Origin of the sequence: Burkholderia sp. AU27893, from assembly GCF_002223205.1 — a bacterium.
Taxonomy (GTDB): domain Bacteria; phylum Pseudomonadota; class Gammaproteobacteria; order Burkholderiales; family Burkholderiaceae; genus Burkholderia.
The window spans coordinates 452,606-474,931 of record NZ_NKFD01000001.1 but is presented as its reverse complement, the minus strand read 5'-3'; the positions used below and the strand labels follow the sequence as shown (position 1 = coordinate 474,931).

At 64.3% G+C, this 22,326-nt stretch carries 18 protein-coding genes and 2 pseudogenes; 4 read left to right on the top strand and 16 right to left on the bottom strand.

All coding sequences use genetic code 11. The features are described from left to right. Positions 1–61: 61 nt before the first annotated feature. The 12 genes from CFB47_RS02245 to CFB47_RS02190 form a co-directional block, all read right to left on the bottom strand. Positions 62–892, bottom strand: coding sequence for a hypothetical protein (locus CFB47_RS02245; protein ID WP_179258912.1), 831 nt, complete (start codon positions 890–892; stop codon positions 62–64). Further along, the gene (locus CFB47_RS02240) at positions 879–1,928 is read right to left on the bottom strand and encodes a DUF4123 domain-containing protein (protein ID WP_089460369.1); all 1,050 of its coding nucleotides are present in this window, start codon (positions 1,926–1,928) and stop codon (positions 879–881) included. Before CFB47_RS02240 ends, CFB47_RS02245 begins: the two co-directional genes overlap by 14 nt. Further along, entirely contained in the window at positions 1,928–4,486 is a 2,559-nt protein-coding gene (locus CFB47_RS02235; protein WP_089460368.1) for a type VI secretion system Vgr family protein, read from the bottom strand. The genes CFB47_RS02240 and CFB47_RS02235 overlap by 1 nt, the downstream gene beginning before the upstream one ends. Before the next feature lie 121 nt (positions 4,487–4,607). Next, positions 4,608–5,729 carry a type VI secretion system protein TssA gene (gene tssA / locus CFB47_RS02230; protein ID WP_089439100.1) on the bottom strand — a complete coding sequence of 374 codons (1,122 nt, stop codon included), beginning with the start codon at positions 5,727–5,729 and terminating at the stop codon, positions 4,608–4,610. A gap of 42 nt (positions 5,730–5,771) precedes the next feature. Further along, on the bottom strand, positions 5,772–8,441 hold the full coding sequence (gene tssH, locus CFB47_RS02225) for a type VI secretion system ATPase TssH (protein ID WP_089460367.1): 2,670 nt from the start codon (positions 8,439–8,441) through the stop codon (positions 5,772–5,774). A gap of 50 nt (positions 8,442–8,491) precedes the next feature. After that, positions 8,492–9,592, bottom strand: a complete 1,101-nt coding sequence (gene tssG, locus CFB47_RS02220) for a type VI secretion system baseplate subunit TssG (RefSeq protein WP_089460366.1) — start codon at positions 9,590–9,592, stop codon at positions 8,492–8,494. Further along, positions 9,556–11,391, bottom strand: a complete 1,836-nt coding sequence (gene tssF / locus CFB47_RS02215) for a type VI secretion system baseplate subunit TssF (protein WP_089460365.1) — start codon at positions 11,389–11,391, stop codon at positions 9,556–9,558. Before tssF ends, tssG begins: the two co-directional genes overlap by 37 nt. Positions 11,392–11,468: 77 nt before the next feature. Beyond that, positions 11,469–11,954: a type VI secretion system baseplate subunit TssE gene (gene tssE / locus CFB47_RS02210; protein WP_089460364.1), complete on the bottom strand. Its 486-nt coding sequence runs from the start codon at positions 11,952–11,954 to the stop codon at positions 11,469–11,471. Positions 11,955–12,017: 63 nt separating this feature from the next. Beyond that, positions 12,018–12,521 (bottom strand): type VI secretion system tube protein Hcp, encoded by a 504-nt coding sequence (locus tag CFB47_RS02205; protein ID WP_006477093.1) that lies wholly within the window; start codon positions 12,519–12,521, stop codon positions 12,018–12,020. Between the two features lie 70 nt (positions 12,522–12,591). Further along, positions 12,592–14,082: a type VI secretion system contractile sheath large subunit gene (gene tssC / locus CFB47_RS02200; RefSeq protein WP_006477094.1), complete on the bottom strand. Its 1,491-nt coding sequence runs from the start codon at positions 14,080–14,082 to the stop codon at positions 12,592–12,594. Between the two features lie 15 nt (positions 14,083–14,097). Continuing rightward, complete coding sequence (gene tssB, locus CFB47_RS02195) at positions 14,098–14,613, bottom strand: type VI secretion system contractile sheath small subunit (protein WP_027783377.1); 516 nt, start codon at positions 14,611–14,613, stop codon at positions 14,098–14,100. 46 nt (positions 14,614–14,659) lie between these two features. Then, positions 14,660–15,289, bottom strand: coding sequence for a M48 family metallopeptidase (locus tag CFB47_RS02190; protein ID WP_089439098.1), 630 nt, complete (start codon positions 15,287–15,289; stop codon positions 14,660–14,662). Between the two features lie 374 nt (positions 15,290–15,663). Between CFB47_RS02190 and tssJ the strand changes: the two genes are divergently transcribed. The 3 genes from tssJ (at position 15,664) to icmH (ending at position 18,504) form a co-directional block, all read left to right on the top strand. Then, complete coding sequence (gene tssJ / locus CFB47_RS02185; RefSeq protein ID WP_089439097.1) at positions 15,664–16,275, top strand: type VI secretion system lipoprotein TssJ; 612 nt, start codon at positions 15,664–15,666, stop codon at positions 16,273–16,275. A 103-nt stretch (positions 16,276–16,378) separates the two neighbouring features. Continuing rightward, positions 16,379–17,725, top strand: a complete 1,347-nt coding sequence (tssK, locus tag CFB47_RS02180; RefSeq protein WP_069246988.1) for a type VI secretion system baseplate subunit TssK — start codon at positions 16,379–16,381, stop codon at positions 17,723–17,725. Continuing rightward, complete coding sequence (icmH, locus tag CFB47_RS02175; RefSeq protein ID WP_089460363.1) at positions 17,722–18,504, top strand: type IVB secretion system protein IcmH/DotU; 783 nt, start codon at positions 17,722–17,724, stop codon at positions 18,502–18,504. Before tssK ends, icmH begins: the two co-directional genes overlap by 4 nt. A gap of 87 nt (positions 18,505–18,591) precedes the next feature. On the opposite strand, the gene CFB47_RS02170 is transcribed toward icmH, so the two are convergent. Then, positions 18,592–18,909: a hypothetical protein gene (locus tag CFB47_RS02170; RefSeq protein WP_089455484.1), complete on the bottom strand. Its 318-nt coding sequence runs from the start codon at positions 18,907–18,909 to the stop codon at positions 18,592–18,594. 280 nt (positions 18,910–19,189) lie between these two features. On the opposite strand from CFB47_RS02170, the pseudogene CFB47_RS02165 reads away from it, so the two are divergent. After that, positions 19,190–19,416 (top strand): annotated as a pseudogene (locus tag CFB47_RS02165) (transposase domain-containing protein); the annotation flags it as partial. 3 nt (positions 19,417–19,419) lie between these two features. Here CFB47_RS02165 and CFB47_RS02160 read toward each other — a convergent pair. The 3 genes and pseudogenes from CFB47_RS02160 to CFB47_RS02155 all read right to left on the bottom strand — a co-directional run. Continuing rightward, the gene (locus CFB47_RS02160; protein ID WP_089460362.1) at positions 19,420–20,670 is read right to left on the bottom strand and encodes an IS256 family transposase; all 1,251 of its coding nucleotides are present in this window, start codon (positions 20,668–20,670) and stop codon (positions 19,420–19,422) included. Positions 20,671–20,800: 130 nt separating this feature from the next. Continuing rightward, a complete protein-coding gene (locus CFB47_RS40135; protein ID WP_143330790.1) occupies positions 20,801–21,226 on the bottom strand; it encodes a hypothetical protein in 426 nt (141 codons plus the stop codon). 296 nt (positions 21,227–21,522) lie between these two features. Then, a pseudogene (locus CFB47_RS02155) lies at positions 21,523–22,257 on the bottom strand (RHS repeat-associated core domain-containing protein); the annotation flags it as partial. Between the last annotated feature and the right edge of the window lie 69 nt (positions 22,258–22,326).

The window sequence follows — 22,326 nt, the reverse complement described above, 5'->3', positions numbered from 1 at the left end:
GGTCGTCCAGCGTGCGATGCCGATGGGCGACTGCTCGCAACCCTGATCGAACGTAGCCGACTTACCCATGCTGCACCTCCGGCACGCGCGGCGGCGGCAACAACCCGTCCGAAATGACCGGGACAGCCACTGGCTTGAAGTTATCGCTTGCCAGCGCCAACCTCACGCTCTTTGGCAGAGACTGCATCGACTTCGCGAACGTACCCGGCTTACCGGCAGCCGTCTGCAGCACACGCTGAACCTCGGGATGTGCATCGAATCGGCCGTTCACGAGCAAGTCGTAGTAGGCGTACTGCTCCAGATCGTCGAGATCCGTGAGTCGGTATTTCAGCCATGCCATTGCTACGACACGAACGATGCGTCGAAACTGCTGATCCTCGCGTTCGTCGTACTTCCTGTTCAACTGATCCTGGTAGTAGCTGGACATCCAGCGCGACACATCGATCATCGGAATGCGCGATGTATCCGCCAGCGCACCGGGAAATTGCAGCTCGACATGACGATCCGGGTAAAAATGCACTTCGAGAATTCGATCGCCGATCTTTTCCGGAACCCGGGCCGATGGCATCACAACCCTTGCCTCGGCGTGCAGCGTTTCTTCGTTACCTTTGTGCCACTTGTCAACGTCGACATAACTCCATTTGACGATGAATTCCGTGCCTTCGAGTTTGTAGCAGCAGGCCACCCCGCCCCCGCCGCCCGGCAAGCTGTTTCCCCCGCCGGCCTTGTTTCCACGTGCGTCAGTGATCGCAAATCCGTCGAGGTTGTACGGCAGATAGTTGTGGGCAATAACCGAGATCCCGCTATACACCGGTCCCGACTTGCCGCACGCGCTCAAGCTCAAAGCCAGCGCAAGCAGGCCCACCGCCCCCGCAGACCTACGCCACGTCACTACGCGCCTCCAGCAACGCGCGCTCATGCGCGTCGCGAATCGCATCCCATGTCGCATCGTCGATCGACGCAAGCGCCGCATCGACGCTCGTTTCGCCGCGCGACACGGCTTCGAGCGACGACTTCACGGCCGGGTGCTCGTCGAACCGCGGCGCAACCTGCACGCCGGTCACGACATAGCAGAGCAGCCCGATCTCATCGACGATCCCGTGCGCCGCCGCGCGATCGAGCTGCTGGACGACCTGATCGTGAAGGTCCACATCCGACAGGTGGTCGACCACCGCCCCCATCGTCTCGCGAAACTTCAGCACGAGCTTGTCCGGATACCCGAGCTCGATCAACCGAGCGTGCTGCTGCTCGCTCAGGCCCGGCGCATCGCCTGCCGGCGCCGCGCCTTCGATCGCCGGCGCATCGTTGCGCCACACGACCTCGTCGAGCCGCCGATCGCGATACCGGATCTCGGTGAACGGCGCAACGAACTGCCGCGCCTGCTCATCGCTCCACACCTGCCGCATACGTTCGATTACGTGGTTGTCGAAGAAAAACAGGTAGTACGAGCGACCATTGGGCAGCTTGTACTGCACATACCGGCGCAGATGCGCGTCGAGCGCATCGAACGTCCACGTCGACCACAGCCACGTCACCGCATGCAGATCGACTGCATCGAGCCACAGCTGGCGCAGCAGCCGATGCTGCCCGGCATGCTCGTCGTCGAGCGCGTCGCGCTCGAACGCGATCAGGTACGGCGCGATATCGGTATAGGCATCGAGCCCGGTATCGATCCAGAGCGACGCATAGCGCAGGCCGCGCACCGTCGCGAGCTGCACATCCAGCTCCTGATAGCCGCGCGTATCGACGAGCACATAAAGCCGCATCGCCTTGCCGTCGTCGTCCGCATGCGCCAGCGAAGCCTTCAGTGATTCCAGGAACGCCGGCCACGCCGGCTCGCGCGGATTCGGCGCGGTGTCGACGACTTCGCCTGGCTCGACGGCGTCGTCCCGATCGACCACATCGCCCGTGTCGTTGACCTCGTCCATCAATCCGCCTCGACCATCGATTCGCGCCCGCTATGCGCGTTCAGCACGCATTGCTTGCACGTGCCGCCCGGCATCGCGGGCAGCGGATACGGCATGCTCGTCGGCCCGCTGAACTGGTGCTGCGCGCCCTTGATATCGATCTTCCCCGGCGCGTGAATCTCGATGTTGCCGCCTTTGATCCGGATATAGGCGCCGCCCGACGTCAGCAGGACCTCCTGCTTCGCAGCCACATCGATGGCCTCGGTCGCCGCCACCAGCTTCACCGTCTTCTGCGCGGTCAGCTCGATGTTGTCTGCGTGCGCCTGAACCTCGACGTTGCCCTTCGCGGCGAACAGCTTCATTCCGGCATTCTGCGCGAACAGGCTGATGCGGTCGCGGATGCCGGCGATCAGCGACTTGCCGCTCGTGATGAAGGTGCTTTGACCGCTGACGATATTGGTCTGCCGGTCGCTCGCGACGTGCACCGACTGCTGCGACGCCATCCCGATCCCCGCCGGGCTCGCGAACAGCATCACCGGCTCCTTGAACGCATTCGCGTTCCCCGTCCCGCCGCCGGCGGTCCGGCCGCCCGACGACGCGCCCGCCACGCTCTCCTGCGTCGCGTCGGTGAACGTCTTCAGCGCGTCTTGACCGTTGCCGAGGCTTTCCGCCTGATGCGCTTCACTGACCTGCGACAACGATTCGATCAGCCCCTCGGCATTGACGAGCTGCTGTTGCGTCTCGCGCACGTCGAGCGGCTGGCTATTCGCCGCTTTCGGATGCGTCGTGACGTACAGCCCCTGCCCGGCACGCACGGCACCGTACGCATCGGTGCGCAAGTCGAACCCCGAACCGAGATACGCGCCCCGCGTGTTGCCGTTCTGCTCGATCAGGTAGCCGAGATGCAACAGCGAATTCGCGCTGCTGCTGAACAGGCGTGCACGGTTCTGGCCGGTCGCGTCGTCGAGCACCATCTCGTTGTGCCCCGACCCCGCGTACTCCTTCGACCGGAAGCCCGACAGGATGCCGTCGCTGTGCCACTGCGGCTTGGTTGCCCCGTTGTAGACGCGATGCATGACGATCGGCCGGTCGCAGTCCCCACCGATGTAACCGATCAGCACTTCCTCACCGACCCGCGGAATATGGACGGCCCCGTAGCCGCCGCCGGTATCCGACTGCACGACACGCATCCAGCACGATGCGGTTTCGGTGCCCCCGTTGTGCCGGTCCCAGACGAACATGACCTTGATGCGGTTCAGCTCGTCCGTATACACCTCTTCGCCCTTCGGTCCGACGACGACTGCCGTCTCGAGCTGCATCACGGGCTTCTTGTGTTCGAACGGGCTGCGATACGGCACCGCCGCGCGTTGCGCTTCGACCTCGACGAGATAGAACCCGGCCGAACCGTCGTCATGGCCCACTTCGAACGCGGCCGCCGCACCGTGCCCGGCTTTCGCCTGCGCAAGCCGCGCCTGCAGGCTGTGCGGGAAGTTCGCTTCGTGGTCCGAGATCGGCAGGTTGTTCTCGATGTACCGCGACACCTTCAAGGCCGCGAATTCCCGGTCCTGCGCCGAATCGCGGTCGTGCTCGGGATGATCGGCCAGCGTGAAGCGTCGCCCGGCGTCGATCCCGCGCACGCCGCCCACGCCGAAGAAGCGTTTCGCGCGCGACTCCCATTCCTCGAGGCGGATCTTCGACAGATGCTCGCCGCGATCCTGCCCCGCGTACGTGTACGCACCGGTGTATTCGTAGATCTCCGTCTGGCCCGGCAGATCGCCCTGGCCGGCCTTCGTGGGCAACGTCGTGCCGTTCGGATTGCCGGGCGTCGACGGCGATTTGTAATCGAACGTGCGCGTGGTGTGCTGCGAACTCTGCAAGGTGCGCGACGCGGCCCACTGCGTGAATCCGGTGGCTTCGCTCCCGGCTCCCGAGCGGTCGAACCGGACGATATTCGGCGACACTTCGTCGAGCGCGTGCAGGTCGTCGGTGATGACGAGCGTGTGCGCGCTGCCGTCCTCGGCATGCCGCCAGAACCCGAACAGCCCTTCGTCTTCCATCAGGCGATGCACGAAGTTCCAGTCGGTTTCGCTCTGGCGACAGTAGGACCGCGACGGCAGCGGCTTTGACAACGCAAACTGATAGCGCCCCTTGGCCTGTGGATGCGTATCGAATACGTCAGCCAATATCGCGTCGACCGGCTTGTCCTGCCAGTACCGCATGTCGCTGCGGAACTTGAGGAAGTGCATCCACGACGCAAAGGTAAGCTGGTAGCCCGACAGGCTGCCGTCCGTGCCGAGCCGGCGCGCCGTATGGACGTAGCCGTTGATCGGGAGATACGACCGGTCCACCTGCTGGATCCACAGCGTCATCGGCTGCGCGATCAGCGTCTTGAGCTCGACGTCGCTCGCGGTGGACACGAGATCGAGCGTCACGCTGAAGTCTCGGCCCAGTTCGGAACAGATCACGGCCCGGCGCGGCACCAGCGCGTTGTTCGGCAGCGACGGGATGTCTGTCTTCAGCAGGCGATCCTGCTGAATCAGGCCACCGCGAATCGCCTGTGCCAGATCGGTCATGTTCATGCGTCACTCATCTTCTTGTTTGCCGCGGACCCGCCGGGGCCCACGCTCTCAGGAAAGAGCCCTTCTCTCACCGCACGACGGTACCCGGGCACGCGTCACGCGCGCCGCCACCCCATCGTCTTCACGACTGCTCGTCCGGCCTCACGCCCAGCAACTCACGAATATGCGACAGCGAGCCGTCGTCCTTCACGACACTCTCGAGCCACTTGTGCAGCGGCATGTCGGCCCATTCGGCGGCTTTGTCGGCGAGATACGCGACCGGGCTGTGCGGCTCGGTCTGGCGGAAGTAACGGGCGACCGCGCGCAACTGGTCGACGGCCTGCGCACGGTTCTGGATGCCGGCGATCATCTGCGTCACCGGGGCGCGCGGAACGGGCTGCGGCTGCACGTGAGTCTCCTCCGTCTGGATCGGGTTGCCGAACACCGGCTCGATGCGCTCGGGCTGCGCCTGCTGCGCCGCCTGCGTGTGCGGCGCGCTGCCCGTATAGCCCTGCTCGCGCGCAAAGCGCTCGGCGAGCCGGTACACGGTCTCGAACGCGTCGCGCGCCTGCCGGAAGCTCGGCGCCGAATCGCCCGCGCGCTCGACGAGCCGTTCCTCGAACGCATCGAGCGCGAACTCGAACGCCTTCAGGTTCGCGAGCAACGCGGTGTAGAACGCGATCGACGTCACGCGCCGCGACGAATCGATCTGCTCGATCGACGGCTTGCCGCGTGCGATGTCGTCCGCATGTTCGGGGTCGCGCTTGATGGCCTGCGCGACGTGCTGCGCCACTTCCCAGTCGAGCGTGCTGAACGCATTCGACGCGCCGTCCGTCATCGGCACCGCGCGCAGCAGCTCGGCCGTGCGGCCGGACAACCACGCGACGTTGCCGAGCCGGTGCTCGGTATCGCCGTCCTCGGGCAGCGGGTGCACGGTGTCCCAGAAGTCGCGGCACAGGCCCTCGAGCAGCGCATAGCCTTCGGTGAGGCCGGTGATGCCGTCCTCGAGCGCGAGCGCCTCGGTCAGCCACACGGCGAGCCGCAGGTCCTTCGTGCGCGTGCGCAGCAGCTCGCCCGCATGGTCGACCACGAAGCCCCAGTCGGCCTCCTTGATCTCGGTCACCCACTCGCCCTGGTCGAGCGTCGGATCGTCGTAGCGCCGCGCATCCTGGATCGCGTCGAATTCGTTCGAAAACAGCAGGTCGTCGCCGCTGGGCGACGCATCGCTGATCGGCGTCAGCAGCTCGGGGAGATTGATCGGCATGGTTCGGTCAGTTCATCAAATGCTTGCGTTGCTCGGCCGCGCTCATTCGACGGTGTACGTGAATTCGCCGGCCTCGTCCGCGCGCACCGCGATGCGCGCGATGGCCTCGCCGTCGGCGATCCGGCCGAGCACGTGGCCCGCGATCTCCGGAAGCAGCGTGCCGTTCAGGATGTGGTCGACGTTGCGGGCGCCCGAATCGACCTCGGTGCAGCGCGCGAGCACCGCCTCGACGAGCGACTCGTCCCATTCGAACGCGGCCTTGTGGTTCGCCTCGATCCGGCGGCGGATCCGCTCGAGCTTCAGCTGGATGATCTCGGCCAGCACGTCGTCGGAAATCGGGTAGTACGGCACGACCTTCATCCGCCCGAGGAACGCGGGCTTGAAGGTCTTGTACAGCTGCGGGCGCAGCGTCTCGGCGAGCGCGTCCGGATCGGGCAGCTCCTCGGCCGGCTTGTTCAGGCACGCCTGCATCACCGCGGCGGAACCGACGTTCGACGTCAGGATGATCAGCGTGTTGCGGAAGTCGATCTCGCGGCCTTCCGCATCGTCCATCGCACCCTTGTCGAACACCTGGAAGAACATCTCGAGCACGTCGGGGTGCGCCTTCTCGACCTCGTCGAGCAGAACGACGGAATACGGGTTGCGGCGCACGGCCTCGGTCAGCACGCCACCTTCGCCGTAGCCGACGTAGCCCGGCGGCGAGCCCTTCAGGCCCGACACGCTGTGCGCTTCCTGGTACTCGCTCATGTTGATCGTGACCATCTTGCGCTCGCCGCCGTACAGGATGTCGGCCAGCGCGAGCGCCGTCTCGGTCTTGCCGACGCCCGACGGCCCGACGAACATGAACACGCCGCGCGGCTTGTTCGGATCCTCGAGGCTCGCGGTCGCGGTGCGCACGCGCTGCGCGATCGCTTCCAGCGCGTGGTCCTGGCCGATCACGCGCGCGGCGAGCAGCGGCTGCAGGTTCATCACGGTGTCGATCTCGTCCTTCACCATCCGGCCGAGCGGAATGCCCGTCCACGCGGCGACGATCTCGGCCACCACGTGGCCGTCGACCTGCAGCGGCACCATCGGCTCGCCGCCCTGCAGTGCGTGCAGCGCCGCGACGCGTTCGGCGAGCTTGTCGCGGGTGGCCTGCACGTCGACCGGCTGGCCGTCTTCCGACGGGCCGCGTGCCTTGTCGAGCGCTTCGCGCAGTTCGGTGATCTCGGCGACGATCGCGCGCTCGGCTTCATAGCGCGCCTCGTCCTTCGCCAGTTGTTCGAGCGCCGTGTCGCGCGTGCCGCGCAGCTCGCCGAGCCGCTCGTCGTGCGACGCGCCGCCCGCTGCCTCGCGCTCCAGCGACGCGATCTCCGCGTCGATCCGCTCGATGCGCTTCTTCGTGTCGTCGATCGCCGCCGGCGTCGCGCTGTGCGCGAGCGCGACCTTCGCGCACGCGGTGTCGAGCACGCTGATCGCCTTGTCCGGCAGCTGGCGGCCGCTGATGTAGCGATGCGACAGGCGCACGGCCTCGGTGATCGCGTCGTCGAGAATCCGCACGTTGAAGTGCTTCTCCATCAGGCCGGACATCCCGCGCAGCATCGCGGCCGCGAGCGGCTCGCTCGGCTCCTCGACCTTCACGACCTGGAAGCGCCGCGCGAGCGCCGCATCCTTCTCGAAGTACTTCTTGTATTCGCTCCACGTCGTCGCGGCGATCGTGCGCAACTCGCCGCGCGCGAGCGCCGGCTTCAGCAGGTTCGCCGCGTCGTTCTGGCCAGCCTGGCCGCCCGCGCCGATGATCGTGTGCGCCTCGTCGATGAACAGGATGATCGGATGCGCGCTCTTCTTCACCTCGTCGATCACGCTCTTCAGGCGATTCTCGAACTCGCCCTTCACGCTCGCGCCGGCCTGCAGCAGCCCCATGTCGAGCACGTGCAGTGCGACGCCGCGCAGCGGCGGCGGCACGTCGTCGGCCGCGATGCGCAGCGCGAGACCCTCGACGACCGCCGTTTTGCCGACGCCGGCCTCGCCGGTCATGATCGGGTTGTTCTGGCGGCGGCGCATCAGGATGTCGATCGCCTGGCGGATCTCGGCTTCGCGGCCGATCACCGGGTCGATCTTGCCGTCGCGTGCGCGCTGCGTGAGGTTGGTCGTGTACGTGTCGAGCGCGGGCGTCTTCGACGGGCCGGCCGCAGGGGCGAAGCCGTCGGCGGCCGGCGCGACGTCGCTGCCTTCGTCGTCCGCCTGACGCGGTTCGGCTTCGCTCGAGCCGGCCATGATCTCGTCGAACTTGTGCTTCAGGTCCGTCACGTTCATTTCCGCGAACTGCGCCGACATCCGCTGCGCGAACTGCGCGAGATCGGGCGCGGTCAGCAGTGCGAGCAGCAGGTGCCCCGAACGGATGCGGCCGAGCTGCGAGTCGAGCGACGCGATCAGCCAGGCCTGTTCGAACAGCGCGATCAGGTGCACGGAGAACACCGGCGTACGCGTGTTGCCCGTCTTCAGGCGCGTCAGTTCGCGCTCGAGATCGGCGTGCAGCGCGTGCGGATCGACGCGGCTCGCGCGCAGGGCGAGCGGCAGGTCGCCCGTCGCTTCGTCGAGCAACGCGAGGAACAGGTGCTCGAGATCGACCTCGTAGTGGCCGCGCGCCAGGCACGCGCTCGCCGCACGCTCGGTCGCGTGGCGGCACAGCGGGTTCAGTTTCGTGATCAGGGTCTTCAGAGGCGTGCTCATGGCGTCGATCTCAGTCTCAGGTTCGATTGCGTGTTTGTTGTCGTTCGGAATCAGTGAATCACGTGCAGTTCATAGCGTGCGTCGGAGCGGTCCTCTATCGCGTCGCGCGTGCAGAGGAACGCGTCCCAGCCGAGCCGCGAGCCCGCGCCGAGCACGCTCGCGCCGACCTCGGTGCGCTTGAGCACGAGCTTCACCTCGTATTCGAGCGTGACGCCGGCAAGCAGCGTCAACATCCGCTCCAGTGCGATGGCGTGCGCGCCGCCGGGCAGGAACGCCTCGTAGTCGCGCTTGGACAGCGGGCCGACGACGATCCGCGCGCGCATGTCGCGCTGCCACACGCGTTCGCCGACGAGCGCCGTCGCGCCGAGCACCGCGTTGACTTCGCCGAGCACGCTCAGCTGGTCGGGCGGCACGTCGTACCACTTGCCGACGAACTGGTCGATCTTCACCGGCACGCGGAAATAGTCGGACAGCGTGCGCTGCAGGTAGGCGGCCGACATCGGCCGGTGCCGCGCGGCGAGCGCATAGCCGGCCACGGCCTCGTCGAGCACGCCGCCCACGCCGGCCGCGAGGCTGTCGCGCACCTCGTCGCTCGGCACGCCCGCGATCGCGAGCAGCAGCGGCAGATAGCGTTCGTCGCGGTCGAGCTCGTAATGGAACGGCAGCCGGTATTTCTTCCACGCGGCGTAGAACAGCGCGGTCGCGCGGTTCGAGAACACGTCGAAGAACGCGCGCGCCGCATGGTCGCGCTTCAGGTGCTCGCGCGCGACGATCTGCTCGGTGTAATGCAGCGGCAGCGCGCCTTGCCCGCCGAGCAGCCCGAAGAACGCGGGTGTCAGCTCGACGTGGCCGAGCTCACCGGCCGCGAGCGCGGCGCCGCGCGCCTCGCCCGTGTCGAGGTGGGTGCCGTCGTCGTCGAACGAACGCGCGCCTTCGATCTCGCTCGGCGGAAAGCCGAGCGACAACGTATTGCGGAATTCGATGCGCTGCGCGACCACGTCGCCCTGCCGCCACGCGCCGGGCGCGTCCGACGCCTGCCGCGCGAACAGCCCTTCGAGCACGCGCACCGCCTGGAAGAACTCGAAGCGGTGCGGTTCGTCGAGCAGCGCGTCGACTACGCCAGGATCGATTCGCCGGTTCGGGGCTTGCATCGGATGATCTCCTCGCCGGTGCGCTTCGACACGACGACCAATTGAACGAAACTGTTGAGGTGCACGTACAGCCCGAAGAAGCTGTCGAGCACGCGCACGAACGAGGCCAGGCTCGCGCCGACGAAGTGTTCCTCGTCGATCGTCAGGCGGATCTCGATGCCGCGCACGAACGTCGCGAACGGCTTGCCGGGCAGCCACTGCACGGCGCCGCGCTGCTCGATACCGGCCAGGCCGTCGATCTGGCGCATCGACACGGCGGTGCGCCGCAGGTCGTACAGCGTCAGCATTTCCTTCAACGGCGCGAGGCCGTGCGCGACCAGCGACACGTGATTGAGCGCGAGATGCGACACGAGCCGCCAGTGCGCGGCGCGGCCGCGCTCGAAGCGCACGCTCTGCGTCGGGCGGCGCAGCAGTGAAATGCCGCTCGTCTGCGCGCCGCCTTCCTGGAACAGGTCGCCGCCTTCGAGCCCGAACGCGAGCATCGCCGGCAGGTCGCGGTTCGTGCAGGTGAGGTCGAGGCTCAGCGTGTCGGTCTGCGGCGACGTCGGCTCGAAATCGATGTCGACGATCGAGATCTCGGTTTCGTAGCCGGGGCTCTTCTGCGCGACCCAGTCGTTGCGGCGCGCGAACCAGTAATGGCCGATCCGCGCCGATTCACCGTGATGCAGCGAGTAGAACGGCCGGAACTCGATCACCGACTCCTCGTGCGCCTGCTGCCTCACGAGCTTCACCGAATCGATCGAATACACCTCGTACGCGAACGCGCGCCGCGCCTCGGCGATCACCGGGTAGGACACCGCGCGGTGCGTGATGCGGATCGGTTCGCCGTGCTGGCGGAACAGGTTGACGATCGGCGTGCAGAACAGCCGGAAGTGGCTCGCCGTCAGCAGTTCGAGCAGCCGCGCGACGTGCGAATCGCTGCGCACGTCCTGCAGCACGAGATGCAGCGTCGCGCGCTGGCAGCGGCCGCTCGCGCGCGCGATCGCCGCGATGTCGAAGTCGACGAAATCGAACTTGTCGGGGAACGCGAAGTATTCGGTAAGCAGGCGATACGCGGGATGCGATTTCGCCGGGTAGTCGATCAGCGCGTCGTCCTCGTCGAAGCCGGCGTGTGCGATCGGCAGCTTGCGCAGCGCGGTCCAGCGGCCGTTGCGCTCAGGCTCGACATACGCGCCGAGCACGTTGACGAACAGGCAGTCGGTCAGCGCGGCGACGAACGACTGCTCGCCGTGCAGGTGCGCGCGCAGCATCGGCAGCTTCAGCGCGCCGAGATCGAGCTGCGCGGCGAGCGATTCGAACGTGATCGAGATCACGCCGGTCGCATTCGACGGCAGCACCGTCGCACTCGGCGCGAGCGCGACCGGCGTAAAGCGTGCTTCCGAGATGCGGATCGGCGCGAGCGTCACGTCATAGGCGGTGCGGAACCGGCACTGCACGCCGCGGATCGGGCGGCTCTTCAGCTCGGTGCCGCGATCGATCACGACCGGTTCGGTCTGCTGGCCGGGCGACGCGGGCGTGAACTGCGCGATCGAGCACGACGGGAACGGCCGCAGGTAGTGCGGATACAGCACTTCCAGCAGCGCTTCGGTAAATTCCGGGTAATCGTCGTCGAGCTTCTTGTTGATGCGCGCGCCGAGCAGCGCGAACGACTCGATCATCCGCTCGACGTGCGGATCCTCGCAATGCTCGCCCGACAGCGCGAGCCGCGCCGCGATCTTCGGATAGCGTTCGGCGAAATCTCGCGAATAGCGCCGCAAAAACGATAATTCGCGCTCGTAATACGGCAGCAATTCTTCCATCGACGACCCCGAACCTCAATATTTCCTGCCGGACCCTGATCCACCACCGGGCGGTCCGGCCCGCTCGGCGGCTTGATTTACTGCATTCTTGCGGCGCGTGCGCGCGTGACCGAATACTGCAGCGTCGAGGGCTGCAGCATCGCGTCGAAACTCACCGGCTCCTCGGCCGGGTGCACGACGAGCAGCGCCTGGATCGCGAAATAAAGCGCGTTGGTGGCCTGCTCGTTCAGCTCGAACGTCACCTGCACCTGCTGCAGGCGCGGCTCGTGGCGCGCGATGGCCTGCTGGATCGACTTGCAGATGAACGCGCGATCGTAGTGACTCGCCAGGCTCAGCCCCGCGAAATCGTTCAGCCCGTAGGTCAGCACCGACTTCTGGCACTCCGGCAGCACGGCCAGCTCGTTTTCGGTGTGGGCGATACGGGTGTTGAGGATCGCCTCGACGTCGCGGGCGACCGTGTTCTTGAGCTCGTCCAGCGACAATTGCCGCATCGCTGCCGAGGCCGGCAGGTGCGGTTCGTCGTCGAACAGCTTGTCGAGAAAACTGGGTTCGAATCGTTTCATCGGCCGGGATTCACAGCGAAAACGGCAACGGGGACGCCGTGCGCCCCGTTGCCGCAACCGACCTTAGACCGCGTAGGTCTTGTCGTTCTTCGTCAGACTCCAGGCGCCTTGCGTGTTGCCGCCCTGGTTGCCGCCGATCTTCTGCTGGGTTTGCTTCCACTGCACAGCTGCGTACTTCAGCGAGAACGTCTCGAGCGGCAGACCTTCTTCGCGAACGCTCGGGGCGATGCTCGAGATGATCACGTACTTGAGCTTGACTTCCAGATACTGCACGCGCTTGCCTTCACCGTCAGCGCGCGAGAAATGAACCGTCACCTCGTCGAACGTGGTGCCGCCCGAAGCGTGTTGGTACAGCAGCGGGCTCGACGAATCGATTTCCTTCGTGAAGATCATGTCGCCGTGTTCGCAACGCGTCATCGTGTGACCGCCAGCGGTCGATGCGGTTGCCGAACGCGGCTGAACGATCGAGTGATCCCACGATTTCAGCTCGATCCAGCCCTGGTGGTCCTTGTCCGCGGATTCGCCCTTCACCGCGGGACTACCAAACTGCAAGTGCATATGTAACATGGCCCTTCGACTCCCCAAAGAGGTGGTTTTAACGTCCTACCCAGGCGGCCCGCCCGGGCGATTTACTCGCTTATGAATTTGCCGGTTTGGGCAGATCAGCGACAAGTCGCAGAGAAATCGAGAGTTCGTCGAGCTGAAAGTGCGGGCGCAGGAACGCGACCGAACGATACGAGCCCGGCTTGCCCGGAATCTCCGACACTTGTATGGATGCCTCGCGCAGCGGAAATTGCGCTTTCTGTTCCTGCGAGGCGTTGTCGTCGAGCAGGACGTATTGCGAAATCCACCGGTTGAGGAAAGTCTCCACGTTCTGCGCCGATGCGAAGCTGCCGATCTTGTCCCGCATCATCGCCTTCAGGTAGTGCGCGACGCGCGACACCGAGAAGATGTACTGAAGCTGGGCGGACAGGACGGCGTTCGCATTCGCGCTGTCGGTGCTGTATTTCTTGGGCTTCTGCACCGACTGCGCAGCGAAGAACGCGGCGTAATCTGAGTTCTTGCAATGGACGAGCGGGATGAAGCCGAGGTCGCTCAGCTCCTTCTCGCGGCGATCGGTGATCGCGATTTCGGTCGGGCACTTCAGCGCGACTTCACCGTCGTCGGTCTTGAACGTGTGGGTCGGCAGGTCCTCGACGAGGCCGCCGCCTTCGACGCCGCGGATCGCCGCGCACCAGCCGAAGTCGTCGAATGCGGCCGTCAGGCGCGCAGCGAACGCCCACGCGGCGTTGCACCACAGGTACTTGTCGTGGTCGGTGCCGTCGACGTCCTCGACGAAGTTGAAGTTCTCAGCGGTCTGGCCGTCCTTCGGATTGAACGGCAGGCGGCCGAGGAAGCGCGGCAGCGTCAGGCCGACGTAGCGCGAATCTTCGGCGTCGCGGAACGACTTCCACTTCGCATATTCGACCGTATCGAACACCTTGCCCAGGTCGCGCGGCTTGCCGAGGTCGGAGAACGACTCGAGGCCGAGCAGCTCGGGCGATGCCGACGCGATGAACGGCGCATGCGCGGCCGCTGCAACGTGCGACATCTGCTCGATGAAGTACATGTCTTCCGGCTGGCGCGAGATCTCGTAATCGCCGATCAGCGCACCGAACGGCGAGCCGCCGAACGTGCCGAATTCTTCTTCGTAGACCTTCTTGAACAGCGCGCTCTGGTCGAATTCGCTCGCGCCCTTGAAATCGCGCACGAGGTCGCGTTTCGGTGCGTGCAGCGCCTTGATCTTGATCGTCTGGCCGGTGTTGCTTTCCTTGACCAGGTAGTCCATCCCGCGCCACGTGCTTTCGAGGCGCTGGAATTCCGGCGCGTGCATCACCGCGGAAAGCTGCGTGGAAATCAGGCGGTCCAGTTCCGCGACGCGCGCGTCGATCGTGGCCGACAGGTTGTCCGACACGATCACCGTGCCGTCGAGCACCTGGTGCACGAGTTCGCCGATCAGGTCCTTCGCACGCGCATGCTCGGAATCGGATTTCGCGACCTTGCTCTTCTCGACGATGTCGTCGAGCAGCGAAGTCCCGGCGGCGTATTCCGCGCCGCTCGCTTGGGCCGCAGCCGTTTGCTGGTTCATCTCAACACTCCGTCGTCATTCGCCGTCTTTGTCGCTGCCCGTGCCCTTCGCGAGCTCCTGCAGCTGCTGCGTGTTCTTCAGCACCTCGGACAGCAGATCCTCGAGCTTGTCGTTGCCGGCGAGCTTGTTGCGCAGGTCGGCGAGCTTCGAGCGCGCCTCGAGCAGGCGGCGCAGCGGCTCGACCTGTTCGACGACTTCGTCCGGGCTGAAATCCGACAGCGAACGGAACTTCAGGTCGACCGCGAACTTGCCGCCTTCCGGGCTCAGGCGGTTTTCCACCTGGAACGCGGCACGCGGCTCGATCGCCTTCATCACGTCGTCGAAATTGTCGCGATCGATGTTGACGAATTTACGGTCGCGCAGCTTCGGCTGCTCGATTTCGGACTGGCCCGCCAGATCGCCGACGACCCCGACGACGAACGGCAGTTCCTTCACCTCGATCGCGTCGCCCTTCTCGACCTCGTAGGTCAATTGGACGCGCGGCGGCCGTATTTTCTGCAAGCTTTTCTGAATGCTTTCTTTCTTGGCCATCTCGACGGCTCCCAGGTTAGTTGTGGTTATCGCGTCAGTTTTGCGGTCAGTTGCGCAGTGCGCCGAACGGGTCCGCACCGCCCTTCTGCGGCGTGGCGGGCGGCGTCGGCGTGCTGGTCGCCGCTGCTTCGGCCGCCGGTGCAGCGCCGGCCTTCGGACGATGGACGACCCGGCGCGGCTGGCGCGGCTTCACGACCTTCGTTTCCGGCGGGAACAGCGCCGATTCGCCCAGCGTATCGCGCAGTTGCTTCGCGAGCGCCTGCGCATCCGACTTCGCGTCACCCGCGAGCGACGAATCCTGGCGCAGCTCGCCGAGCGACTGCGTCGCGATCCGCAGGCCGGCCACGGCCAGCACGCTCTTCGCCTGACGGTCGGTCGCGTCGCGCTGCAGCGCTTCCTGCGCGGCAACGATTGCCTGGCCGTAATGGTTCTGGGCGAACTGGATTTGCGCGATGCGCGACCACGGCTCTTCGCGCGTCGGATCCGACTTCGCGAGCTGCTGGTACAGGCCGAGGGCTTTGTCCTGATCCCCTGCCTTCGCAACTGCATCCGCATCCGCCAGCGACTTGTTGAACACGTCGGCGGTCGGCGGCGCGGGAGGCTGGCTCGCACAACCGGCGATCACGCCGCAAGCCACTACTACCCCAGACAGTTTTGCGAAGAGACGGTCTTTCATCGTTATATCCACCGGCGCGTGAGTTTTAAATCGTTGAGAATCTGGTTCTTTTGCTTTGCAAGAAGCGCGCGGGTATAGTACCGATCAATTTTTCATAATTCAATCGTCGTGTGAAGAGTAATTCCTTTTAAAACCGGGCGCTACCCCCTCCAATGGCCTCTCGCAGCGGGCTCGCAGCGATTTTTCTTTCGGCCGGAACGGGCAAGTTTTACTGGTTTCGCGACGCGCCGCCCGGACGGCGGAAAAATTTTCCGGGCGCCTGCCTCGACGCGGGCGTGCTTAATAGTTGAACAGTGCAATGCCGGGGATACGCAGCGAACGCGGAAATACCCGGCAGATTTGACAGGGATAAAAGGCAGCCCGCCGGAAATACGATGAGATCGTTGATGATTCGCTACGCGCTGCCACTGGTTGCCTGCGCCCTTCTGGCCGGATGCGCGGCCGCCCCGCTGCTCGGCTCGGCCGCGAGCGCCGTGATGTCCGCGGCCGGCATCGGCAAGCCCGAGGTGCCCGACGCGCAGAAGCCGCCGCGCAACCTCGGCATCACGCTCGCCGCCGCGCCGAACCTCAATGCCGCGACCGACCACAAGCCGCTCGCGCTCGTCGTGCGGCTCTATACGCTGAAGGACCCGACGTCGTTCCAGCAGGCCCCGTTCGACGCATTCACGGATCCGACCAAGGAAAAGGCCGCATTGGGCGCGGATCTGCTCAACGTGCGTGAAATCACGCTGATTCCGGGCCAGCGCTATACGGCGACCGAGAAGGTTTCGCGCGAAGCGCAGGCATTCGGCGTCGTCGCGCTGTTCCGCGATCCCGCACTCCAACGATGGAAACTGACGTTCGACCCGGTGAAGTCGGAGAAATCCGGCATAATCATCGGCCTGCATAATTGCGCGATGACGGTCACCGACGGCACTGTCATCGCACCGCAACAGGGTGCGCCTTCACAACCGCTGAATTTGCTTTCTTCGGTCTCCTGCGGTTAAACAATGACGCACGAATGTCAATTAACAAGAGTTAACAATTGGCGATTTAATTCGGGCACGAACAAATCGATTACATCGCAACGCGACATTAACCGGATTTGACATGAGTTATTCGGCCAAGGTGCTGTGGGGGGAAGGGCTGTTCCTCCGGCCTCAACACTTTCAGCGACAGGACGCGTACCACGAAGCGCGCCTGTTCGAATCGATCCAGGCGATCCAGCCGTACAACTGGGGCGTGCGCTCGGTGCGTATCGACCGCGATGCGCTCGGCAGCAACGTGCTGCGGGTGGCCGAGCTTGCGCTCGTGTTCCCGGACGGCGCGCTGTATGCCGCGCCGCAGGCCGACGACCTGCCGCCGCCGATCGCGCTGGACACGCTGCCTGACGGCATCAACGAATTCGTGTTCTATCTCGCGCTGCACCCGCTGCGCGAAAACGGCACCAACTACAGCGACGATCCGGCCGCCGGCTTCATGACGCGCTTCGTCAGCGAGCAGGCGAGCGTCGGCGACAACTTCACCGACGCCGCCGAAGCCGACATCACGTTCCTGAAGACGCAGGTCAAGCTGATCGCGCACAGCGAACCGCGCGACCAGCTGCTGTCGGTGCCGCTCGTGCGCGTGCGCCGCACCGCGACGTCCGGTTTCGAGATCGACGACAGCTTCGTGCCGCCGTGCCTCGCGATCGACGCGTCGCCGATCCTCCACCAGCGGCTGCGCCAGCTCGTCGACGCGCTGCAGGCGAAGGTGAACGCGCTGTACGGCTTCCACCGCGAGCCGTCGAAGAACATCATCGAATTCCGCTCGGGCGACATCGCGTCGTTCTGGCTGCTGCACACCGCGAACGCCGCGTTCGCGACGCTCGCGCACCTGCACCAGCACTCGGCGCTGCACCCGGAGCGGCTGTTCCAGGAACTGCTGCGCCTCGCAGGCCAGCTGATGACGTTCTCGAAGGGCTATACGCTGGCTGATTTGCCGGTGTACCGCCATGACGACCCGGGCCCGAGCTTCGCGCGTCTCGACCTGATGCTGCGCGAACTGCTCGACACCGTGATCTCGACGCGCTACTTCGCGATCACGCTCGACGAGGTGCGCCCGTCGTTCCACCTCGGCCGCCTCGATTCCGGCAAGATCGACGACAAGACCGAGTTCTACCTGGCGGTGTCCGCGGACATGCCGAGCGTCGAGCTCGTCGATGCGGTGCCGGCCCGCTTCAAGGTTGGCGCGCCCGACGACGTCGACAAGCTCGTGCTGTCGGCGATGCCCGGCGTGCGGCTCTCGTACACGCCGCAGGTGCCGCCCGCGATTCCGGTGCGCCCCGGCGCGTGCTACTTCGCGCTCGATTCGCGCAGCCCGCTGTACGAGCGCATGCTGCAGGCCCAGTCCGCGATGATCTATGCGCCGACTGGCATCAATGACCTGAAATTCGAACTGATCGCGGTCACATCATGAGCTACGCGCCTTCCCTGTTCGGCGACAACGCGCCGGCACCCCTGCATACGCCGGCGTCGACCGACGCCTCGTTCCAGGCCCGTTCGCTGCTCGACCTGCTGTACGACGGGTTCTTCATGCTGTTCCTGCTCAAGAACGGGCGGGAGCCGGAGAGCGCGGGCGAGTTCAGCACGCGCATCCAGGAATTCCTGTCGGACTTCGAGCGCGGCGCGAAGAAGCTGAATATCGCCGCTGAAGACGTGTACAGCGCGAAGTTCGCGTTCTGCGCGGCGATCGACGAGATGGTGCTGTCGTCGCAGTTCAAGATCCGCACGGAGTGGGAACGCCGGCCGCTGCAACTCGTGCTGTTCGGCGAGCAGCTCGCGGGCGAGAAGTTCTTCCAGTATCTCGAGGATTGTCGCGCGCAGGGTGCGGCGCGGCTGCAGTCGCTCGAGGTGTTTCATATGTGCCTGCTGCTCGGGTTCCAGGGGAAGTATCTGCTCGAGGGGCCGGAGAAGCTGGCTTATCTCACCGCGCGGCTGGGCGACGAGATCGCGCATATGAAGGGCAAGCGGGCCGCGTTCGCGCCGCATTGGCCGCTGCCGGATCAGATCGCGCATCGACTCAAGCGTGAAGTGCCGGTTTGGGCGATTGGGGCGGTTTTTGCGCTGGTTGCGCTGCTTGGGTATCTCGGGCTGAATACGTATCTGAAGGACAAGACGCTGCAGGCGTTGGCGCCTTATTCCCAAGTCATCAAGGTCGGGCCGGAGTCGGCTAATTTGACGATTTCGTTGCCTTGAGGGGTGGGCGTCGTTCGGACGTTGACGCTGCATGAAAAAGGACCGCTTGGCGGTCCTTTTTTACTGTGGCGCGCGGCACATGCCTCGTCAGAGCAGAATGAACTCGTCGTTGTCGACGTAGTACACGAATGCGTCGAATAATTGCGCGACGCTCGGTTCGTCGACTTGGTCGTGCGCGTTGATCACGATGTCCTCGATCGTCGCGCTGTTCAGTGTGACGCGCCAGCCGGGGTGCGGTGCGGTGGCGGGTGGCGTGTCGACTTCGGCTTGATGGCCGTCTTCGATGAATGCGCCCTCGGTATCGAGCGCCCATGGCATCGACGGCAGGCAGAGCCATCCGGAGAAGTCGCCGGGATGTTCGAGGATTTGTTTCAGCGACGCGGTGGTCGTGATGGTGTTCGACATGGGTATTGCGGTGGTAACTGGGCTGAAGTCAATGCGCCGGAGCCGCGATGAGGCAATTGCACGAGCGTGCGTTGCGCCGCGGCCCTCGTATCGGCGAGCCGTGATTATGCCAATTCCCGGTCCGTGAGACTGGCCGACGCCTGATTGGCCGCCCGTCGACCCCAAGGCAAGTCAGTCGAAACGCGGCCGGCCTGAAGTGGCCGGGAACATGACGGTTGGTGCCAGGTGTGTGCGCAAACCTGTCCGGACTTGTGTGGGCGAGGCGGTTGTCCACGCGGGCGTTGCCCTGGGCCGACGAAACTACCTGTTCGCCGGCGCGGATTCCCGCGGTGAACGTGCGGCCGCGATTTACAGCCTGATCGGCACGGCCAAGCTCAATGGTATCGATCCCGAGACGTACCTGCGTATGTCCTGGCGCGCATCGCGGATCACCCGATCAACCGAATCGACGAACTGCTGCCCTGGGCGGCGGGGAGTGTCAGAATTTCCGTGTTCAAGGCGGGTTGAGATTCATACGGATGGTCGAACGAATCGATCCTCGTAGAGGATAGCGAACTGGTTCATCGCCGTCTTCCAATCATGAGCCGCACGCCCCCAATCGGCAGTGATGTTGCGCAGTGCCAGCCAGATGAGCTTGGTGGCAGCCTCGTCGGTCGGGAAGTGTCCTCGGGTCTTGATGATCTTGCGCAGCTGCGAGTTGATGTTCTCGATGGCGTTCGTAGTGTAGATAACCTTGCGAACCGCCGGCGGAAACGCGAAGAATGGAATCACACGATCCCAGGCGTTGCGCCACGCCGCGCTGACCGTCGGGAATCTCTGGCCCCATGGCCCGTTGGCAAAGGCATCGAGTTCTGCCTGAGCCGCTTCGGCGCTCGGCGCGGTGTAGATCGGGCGAATCACGGCGGCTAATCCTCGACGGTCTTTCCAACTGGCGTAATCGAGACTGTTGCGGATCAGGTGAACGATGCAGGTTTGCAGCGTGGTCGCCGGAAATACGGCGGCCAGCGCCTCGGGCATGCCTTTGAGGCCATCGGTCACGGCGATCAGGATGTCGTGGACGCCACGCGTTTTGAGGTCGTTGAACACCTTCATCCAGAACTTGGCGCCTTCGGTGCCTTCGATCCACAAACCCAGAATATCGCGCGTGCCGTCGGGCAGAACGCCCAGTGCAAGGTAGATCGCCTTGTTGCGGACCACGGCGTCTTCGCGAATCTTGACCCGCAGCGCATCGAAGAACACCACCGGATACATCGGTTCGAGCGGCCGTGCTTGCCAGGCGGTCACTTCGGCCATGACCTCGTCGGTGACCGAGCTGATGAAATCGGGCGAAACCTCGGTGCCGTATTGCTCCTGCAATAATCCCTGGATCTCGCGCACGGTCATGCCCCGGGCGTACATGGCGACGATCTTGTCGTCGAAGCCCGTGAAGCGTCTATCATGTTTGGGAATCAGCAGCGGTTCAAAGCTGCCGTCGCGGTCGCGAGGCACCTCGATACGGATCGGGCCGTCCTCGGTCAGGACTGTCTTGGCGCCCGTGCCATTGCGCTGGTTGGTCACGGCGCTCGGCTTGGCAGCGCCTGGCGGGTAGCCGAGATGGTGACTCATCTCGCCGCCCAGCGCCCGCTCGATCAGCGCCTTCTTGAGGGCCAGCGTCGCGGCATTGATCGCGTCTGCGGTCATCGGGCCGTTGCCGAATTGCTCAAGTAACTCGGCGGGAATGGCCGACAGGTCTACCGGCTTGGCTTTCGGTTTGCGAGGCATACATCCTCCTTCGGAGCATCATATGCCTTGAACACGAAATTACTGACAGGCCCATTGGCTAACTCTCTACCCGCGAGAATGCCCCCGTCGGCATTGATAGAGCCTTTAAGCACGGGAGGCGTACCCCTTACTATTTTAATTTCGAAGCCACTCTTACGACGCAATCAGATACGTTCGCGTCGCAAGCCCAAACAGCCCATTCAGTACTATCAAATCCATCGAGTACCATCTCATATCCGCGAAAGTCCCTCCTTTCCACCCGCTCGCGGGAAACCGGATTTTGAAGCATGGTCGCAACTATTTGGCAATCGATCGTCTGATCCAACGCGCGAGCAAAGTCGTTCAACTCAGCCCAAGTCATGGCGACACCATTTTCCGAAGAGCGTACCTCTTCTTCAAAAGAGACCATGGTTTGGCCGCCGGGGGCACAACCGATACCGTAAAAATCAAGCACATACCAAGTCCATTCGCTACCTGGAACAACTGATAGCAGTTCTTCGAGCGAGATCTTGGAGCCGTCTGACCGACTCATCGGAAACGAGCGCATTTGCATCATGGCATCTCCATAGGGACCGCGGGCCCGTGCTGTCGTGTTCCTCCCGTCGGATTGGGAAGCCAATTGTGCTGATGTGGGCACGGGTGGTTTTGGGGGCGGCCGTGATCAGTGAAATCTATGTCGCGCGTGGGAACAAGATTCCCGTTTGCATCGTGACCCCATTCTCGTGCCTGGTTGTACGCACCTCGACGTCCGTCTCTCCTACCCAATTGCGTGTGAGGCGCGTCTACATCCGGCACGGGATTGCCGTGATTGTCGCGAGGTAGCGACCTATCAGTCCAGAACGTACCAGGACAAGGACACTTACATGTCAGTCCAAGCGGGTCAACCCACTGTATCGGATTGGGCCCGTATTGATAAACATTGACGCCACCAGCGAGCCCAATCGGATCCTTCGACACGAACCGCCCACTGTTCGGATCGTAGTACCGATACCGGTTATAGTGCAGCCCCGTTTCATCATCAAATTGCTGCCCCTGGAACCGCAACAGATTCCGCGGCACGATCCCCGCCGCCTTCGACGCCCGCGCGATCACCTCCCGCGCTTCCCCCCAAGCCTTATACGACGCCTCCCACACCACATCGCCTTCATCATCCGTCAGCAATTGCGGCGTGCCGATCTGGTCGCAGTGGTAATAGAACGCGTGCGCCTCACCCACCCGTTCCGGCAACCGTTGCAACGGATCGTCTTCCGGTACATAGCGATCGGTCTCACGGCGTGACGGCGTCTCGAACCCGTCTACCGATGCACTTACGTATTGCACCATCGGCACGAACGAACCCGCTTCGTAAAGGTAATGCGTGCTGCCCTGCTCCCCGCTCTCATACGCCAGCGTGTCGCCATCCCACCCGAACACCGTGCGCTCGCCGTTCACCTCTTTCGCAATCCGACGGCCCAGCGCATCGTAGTAGTACCGCGACTCGCTCCTGCGAGCCACCTCGTCAACCGTCGCTGCAGTCATCCGATTGAACGCGTTCCACTCGTAACGCTGCTCACCCGCTGGCGATCTGCAGTGGACGAGATTGCCTCGCATAGTTGCTCGGTTTGCAGTCGCCAACCTTCAAGAGTGATTGGCAAGCACTTTCCCCCACTCAAAATC

What these genes read in the sequence shown, in the direction of transcription:
- tssJ (WP_089439097.1), top strand. Translation starts at nt 15,664, where the DNA reads ATGAGATCGTTGATGATTCGCTACGCGCTGCCACTGGTTGCCTGCGCC.
- tssG (WP_089460366.1), bottom strand. Translation starts at nt 9,592, where the DNA reads ATGCAAGCCCCGAACCGGCGAATCGATCCTGGCGTAGTCGACGCGCTG.
- CFB47_RS02190 (WP_089439098.1), bottom strand. Translation starts at nt 15,289, where the DNA reads ATGAAAGACCGTCTCTTCGCAAAACTGTCTGGGGTAGTAGTGGCTTGC.
- CFB47_RS02235 (WP_089460368.1), bottom strand. Translation starts at nt 4,486, where the DNA reads ATGAACATGACCGATCTGGCACAGGCGATTCGCGGTGGCCTGATTCAG.
- CFB47_RS02170 (WP_089455484.1), bottom strand. Translation starts at nt 18,909, where the DNA reads ATGTCGAACACCATCACGACCACCGCGTCGCTGAAACAAATCCTCGAA.
- tssA (WP_089439100.1), bottom strand. Translation starts at nt 5,729, where the DNA reads ATGCCGATCAATCTCCCCGAGCTGCTGACGCCGATCAGCGATGCGTCG.
- tssC (WP_006477094.1), bottom strand. Translation starts at nt 14,082, where the DNA reads ATGAACCAGCAAACGGCTGCGGCCCAAGCGAGCGGCGCGGAATACGCC.
- tssK (WP_069246988.1), top strand. Translation starts at nt 16,379, where the DNA reads ATGAGTTATTCGGCCAAGGTGCTGTGGGGGGAAGGGCTGTTCCTCCGG.
- tssH (WP_089460367.1), bottom strand. Translation starts at nt 8,441, where the DNA reads ATGAGCACGCCTCTGAAGACCCTGATCACGAAACTGAACCCGCTGTGC.
- CFB47_RS40135 (WP_143330790.1), bottom strand. Translation starts at nt 21,226, where the DNA reads ATGATGCAAATGCGCTCGTTTCCGATGAGTCGGTCAGACGGCTCCAAG.
- CFB47_RS02205 (WP_006477093.1), bottom strand. Translation starts at nt 12,521, where the DNA reads ATGTTACATATGCACTTGCAGTTTGGTAGTCCCGCGGTGAAGGGCGAA.
- CFB47_RS02160 (WP_089460362.1), bottom strand. Translation starts at nt 20,670, where the DNA reads ATGCCTCGCAAACCGAAAGCCAAGCCGGTAGACCTGTCGGCCATTCCC.
- tssE (WP_089460364.1), bottom strand. Translation starts at nt 11,954, where the DNA reads ATGAAACGATTCGAACCCAGTTTTCTCGACAAGCTGTTCGACGACGAA.
- CFB47_RS02240 (WP_089460369.1), bottom strand. Translation starts at nt 1,928, where the DNA reads ATGGACGAGGTCAACGACACGGGCGATGTGGTCGATCGGGACGACGCC.
- tssF (WP_089460365.1), bottom strand. Translation starts at nt 11,391, where the DNA reads ATGGAAGAATTGCTGCCGTATTACGAGCGCGAATTATCGTTTTTGCGG.
- tssB (WP_027783377.1), bottom strand. Translation starts at nt 14,613, where the DNA reads ATGGCCAAGAAAGAAAGCATTCAGAAAAGCTTGCAGAAAATACGGCCG.
- icmH (WP_089460363.1), top strand. Translation starts at nt 17,722, where the DNA reads ATGAGCTACGCGCCTTCCCTGTTCGGCGACAACGCGCCGGCACCCCTG.